4 protein-coding genes are annotated in these 4708 nt (G+C 71.1%); all 4 read left to right on the top strand.

From position 1 onward, the window contains the following. A partial coding sequence (trpB, locus tag Q7T15_RS04695) for a tryptophan synthase subunit beta (RefSeq protein ID WP_304693780.1) occupies positions 1 to 943 on the top strand: 943 nt, incomplete at its 5' end. After that, positions 940 to 1725 (top strand): tryptophan synthase subunit alpha, encoded by a 786-nt coding sequence (gene trpA, locus Q7T15_RS04690; protein WP_304693778.1) that lies wholly within the window; start codon positions 940 to 942, stop codon positions 1723 to 1725. The genes trpB and trpA, both read left to right, overlap by 4 nt. 77 nt (positions 1726 to 1802) lie before the next feature. Next, entirely contained in the window at positions 1803 to 2819 is a 1017-nt protein-coding gene (gene lgt / locus Q7T15_RS04685) for a prolipoprotein diacylglyceryl transferase (protein WP_370689101.1), read from the top strand. A 112-nt stretch (positions 2820 to 2931) separates the two neighbouring features. Then, a partial coding sequence (locus Q7T15_RS04680; RefSeq protein WP_304693776.1) for a glutamate synthase central domain-containing protein occupies positions 2932 to 4708 on the top strand: 1777 nt, incomplete at its 3' end.

Here is a 4708-nt window from a genome sequence, read left to right as displayed (position 1 = left end):
GACCCGGGTCATCGCCGAGACCGGCGCCGGTCAGCACGGGGTCGCCACCGCCACGGCGGCTGCCCTCATGGGGCTCGAGTGCCGCGTCTACATGGGCAGGGTCGACACCGAGCGCCAGGCGCTCAACGTCGCGCGCATGCGCATGCTGGGGGCCGAGGTCGTCGCTGTGGAGCACGGCAGTGCCACCCTCAAGGACGCGATCAACGAGGCGCTGCGCGACTGGGTCACCCACGCGGACAACACGTATTACTGCTTCGGCACTGTCGCCGGGCCGCACCCGTTCCCGGTCATGGTGCGCGACTTCCACTCGGTCATCGGCATCGAGGCGCGCGAGCAGGTGCTCGCCCTCACCGGCCGACTGCCCGACGTCATCGCCGCGTGCGTCGGCGGCGGCAGCAACGCGATGGGCATCTTCCACCCGTTCCTCGACGACGAGGGCGTGCGCCTCGTCGGCCTCGAGGCCGCGGGCGACGGCATCGACACGCTCTTCCACGCCGCGACGATCTCGAAGGGGCGCCCGGGCGTCCTCCACGGCGCCCGCAGCCTCATGCTGCAGGACGAGGACGGCCAGACCCTCGAGTCCCACTCGATCTCCGCGGGTCTCGACTACCCGGGCGTCGGCCCCGAGCACGCGTGGCTCGACGAGATCGGCCGCGCCGAGTACCGCGGCGTCACCGATGCCCAGGCGATGGATGCCCTGCGCCTGCTGAGCCGCACCGAGGGCATCATCCCCGCCATCGAGACGGCCCACGCCCTCCACGGCGCCCTCGAGCTCGGCCGCGAGCTCGGCCCCGAGGCGATCATCCTCGTCAACCTCTCCGGCCGCGGCGACAAGGACATGGAGACGGCCGCGCGCTACTTCGGCCTCCTCGACGCGCAGGCCGCCGAGCGCGCCGCCGAGCAGGACGCCCACCCCACCGCCGCGGAGGACGCGCAGTCATGAGCACGAGCACCGTCGAGACCGCCATCCGCACCCGGGTCGACGCCGGCTCCGGCGCGCTCATCGGCTACCTCCCGGTCGGCTTCCCCGACCTCGACACGAGCGTCGACGCGGCCGTCGCCCTCATCGAGAACGGCGTCGACATCGTCGAGCTCGGCCTGCCGTACAGCGACCCGGTCATGGACGGCCTCGTCATCCAGCGCGCGACCCAGGCGGCGCTCAAGGGCGGCTTCACCCTCAAGCAGGGCTTCGAGGCCGTCGAGCGGATCCGCGCCCGGGTCGACGCGCCCCTGCTCGTCATGACCTACTGGAACCCCGTGATCCAGTACGGCGTCGAGCGCTTCGCGACCGACCTCGAGAACGCCGGGGGAGCGGGGCTCATCACGCCCGACCTCATCCCCGACGAGGCCGGCGAGTGGATGTCCGCGTCCGACGCCCACGAACTCGATCGCGTCTTCCTCGCGGCCCCCTCCTCGAGCCCCGCCCGCATGACGCAGGCCGTCGAATCGAGCCGCGGGTTCGTCTACGCCGTCTCCACCATGGGGATCACGGGCGCCCGCGCCGACGTCGACGCCGCCGCGCGCAGCGTGATCTCCCGCCTCCGCGAGGCCGGGGCGACGAGCGCGTGCGTCGGAGTGGGCATCTCCACCCCCGAGCAGGTCGCCGACGTCCTCACCTACGCCGACGGCGCGATCGTCGGCTCCCGCCTCGTCTCGGCCCTCGCCGAGGGCGGCGTGCCCGCGGTCGCCGCGATCGCCGCCGAGCTCGCGACCGGCAAGAACTAGCCCCGTCGTCGCCGAACCCCCGCGGAGCGCGCCGCTAGGCTGATGCGCGTCCTCCCACCTGGAAAGGTCCTTCCCCCGTGATCCACCCCCTGAGCATCCCGAGCCCGAGCGACGAGTGGCAAGTCTTCAACCTCGGCCAGTGGCTGCGCGACCTGGGCCTCACCTGGTTCTCGTTCGACGTGAACATCTACGCGTACGCGCTGTGCATCCTCGCCGGCATCGTCGCGGCGACGATGCTCACGAACCACCGCCTCACGCGGCGGGGCGCCGAGCCCTGGATCACGCTCGACATCGCCCTCTTCGCGGTCCCGCTCGGCATCATCGGCGGCCGGATCTACCACGTGCTCACCCACCCCGACGACTACTTCTTCGAGGGTGCCGACCTCTGGGCCACGCTCCGCGTCTGGGAGGGCGGCATGGCCATCTTCGGGGCTCTGATCGGCGGTGCGATCGGCGTCTGGATCGGCTGCCGCGTCACGGGCATCCGCTTCTGGTCCTTCGCCGACGCGCTCGCTCCGGGCCTCCTGCTCGCCCAGGCGTTCGGCCGGCTCGGCAATTGGTTCAACCAGGAGCTCTTCGGTCTGCCCACCGACCTGCCGTGGGGCCTCGAGATCGACCGCCCGAACGACGCCATCCCGATCGGCCTCCCCGAGTCGACGCTCTTCCACCCGACCTTCCTGTACGAGATCATCTGGAACCTCGCGGGCGTCGCCCTCCTCCTGCTGCTGGATGCCCGGCTCCGGGTGCAGTGGGGCAAGCTCCTCGGCGGCTACCTCATCTGGTACGGCGTCGGTCGCAGCATCTTCGAGTCCATCCGCCTCGACCCGAGCGAGCTCTTCCTGGGCATCCGCGTGAACGTCTGGGCGGCCTGGCTCGCCGTGCTCGTAGGCATCGTCATCGTCATCGTCCAGCGCCGTCGCCACACCGGTGCGGAGCCCAGTCCCTACGTCGCCGGTCGCGAGTGGCGGGATGATGCTGGGGTAGACTCCGAGGACGTCTACACAGAGACCGACGACGACGGCAATGGCGCCGATCTCGTCTCCGCCACCACCGGATCGTCACGCGCCACAAGCGAAGCCACCACTCGGTCGTAGGAGCCCGCACCCCGACGACCCTCGGCTCCTGCAGCCCTCCCGCGCGAGAGCGCGCCTCCTTCCATCGGGCCGATGACGTCCCGCCTCCCAGCACCACGTGAGGACGGTTCCCATGGATCGCACCCAGCAGCACCCCTACCAGCGGTTCTCGGGCGTACCCGCGGCCCAGGGTCTCTACGACCCCGAGCGCGAGCGCGACGCCTGCGGCCTCGCCATGGTCGCGACGCTGCGCGGCACCGCCGGGCACGACATCATCCAGGCCGCGCTCGACGCCCTGCGCAACCTCGAGCACCGCGGCGCCGTCGGGTCGGACGCCGGCACGGGTGACGGCGCGGGCATCATCACCCAGATCCCCGACGCGTTCCTGCGCGCGGTCGCGCCCTTCGACCTGCCCGCCGTCGGCCGCTACGCGGTCGGCACGGCGTTCCTGCCGACCGACTCGGCCGAGCGCGCCCGCGAGAAGCAGGGCATCGAGGCGATCGCCGAGCAGGAGGGCCTCGCGGTCATCGGCTGGCGCGAGGTGCCCATCGACGCCTCGCACATCGGAACGCTCGCCCGCAACGCGATGCCCGTCTTCGAGCAGCTCTTCGTGCGCTCGACGCGGTCGACCGCCGACGGACAGCCGTTCTCCGGCGTGCAGCTCGACCTGCAGACCTTCCGCCTCCGCAAGCGCGCCGAGCGCGAGCTGGGCTCGTACTTCCCCTCTCTCTCGAGCCGCACGCTCGTCTACAAGGGAATGGTCACGACCCTCCAGCTCGAGCCCTTCTACCCCGACCTGAGCGATGAGCGCTTCACCTCCAAGCTCGCGCTCGTCCACTCGCGCTACTCGACGAACACGTTCCCGTCGTGGCCTCTCGCGCAGCCGTTCCGGATGATCGCCCACAACGGCGAGATCAACACGGTGCAGGGCAACCGCAACTGGATGCGCGCCCGCCAGTCGCAGCTCGAGAGCGAGGTCTTCGGCGACCTCCGCGACGTGTTCCCCATCGTCACTCCGGGGGCGAGCGACTCGGCCTCGTTCGACGAGGTCGTCGAGCTCCTCACCCTCGGCGGTCGGAGCCTGCCGCACGCGATCATGATGATGGTCCCCGAGGCGTGGGAGAACCAGACGGACCTCGACCCGGCGCTGCGCGACTTCTACGAGTACCACGGCATGCTCATGGAGCCGTGGGACGGCCCCGCCGCGCTCGTCTTCACCGACGGCTCGCTCGTCGGCGCGACGCTCGACCGCAACGGCCTGCGCCCGGGGCGCTTCCTCGTGACGGACGACGGCCTCGTGGTCCTCGCCTCCGAGATCGGCGTTCTCGACATCGAGCCCAGCCGCATCGTTCGCAAGGGCCGTCTGCGACCCGGCAAGATGTTCCTCGTCGACACGGCCGAGGGCCGTCTCATCGAGGACGACGAGATCAAGTCCCAGCTCGCCTCCGCCGAGCCGTGGGGCGAGTGGCTCGACGCCCAGCGCATCAACCTGCGCGACCTCCCCGAGCGCGAGCACATCGTGCACACGCCGGCCTCGATCGTCCGCCGCCAGCGCACGTTCGGCTACACCGAGGAGGAGGTGCGCGTCCTCCTCGCGCCCATGGCGCAGGCCGGCGCCGAGCCGCTGGGCGCGATGGGCTCCGATACCCCGATCGCCGTGCTCTCCGAGCGTCCGCGCCTGATCTTCGACTACTTCACGCAGCAGTTCGCGCAGGTCACGAACCCGCCGCTCGACTCGATCCGCGAGGAGGTCGTGACCTCGATGCGCCTCGGCCTCGGGCCCGAGCGCAACCTGCTCACGGCGACCGCGCGGCACGCGCGCCAGGTCGTGCTCGACTTCCCGATCATCGATAACGACGAGCTCGCGAAGATCCAGCACATCGACTCGCGGCCGGGCAGCTCGCTCACGA

Origin of the sequence: Microcella sp. (assembly GCF_030645145.1) — a bacterium.
Taxonomy (GTDB): Bacteria; Actinomycetota; Actinomycetes; order Actinomycetales; family Microbacteriaceae; genus Microcella.
Note: the sequence above shows the minus strand (reverse complement) of the source record. Positions and strands in the feature narration are given on the sequence as shown.

Coding starts and splice junctions, on each gene's coding strand:
- trpA (WP_304693778.1), top strand. CDS start 940: ATGAGCACGAGCACCGTCGAGACCGCCATCCGCACCCGGGTCGACGCC.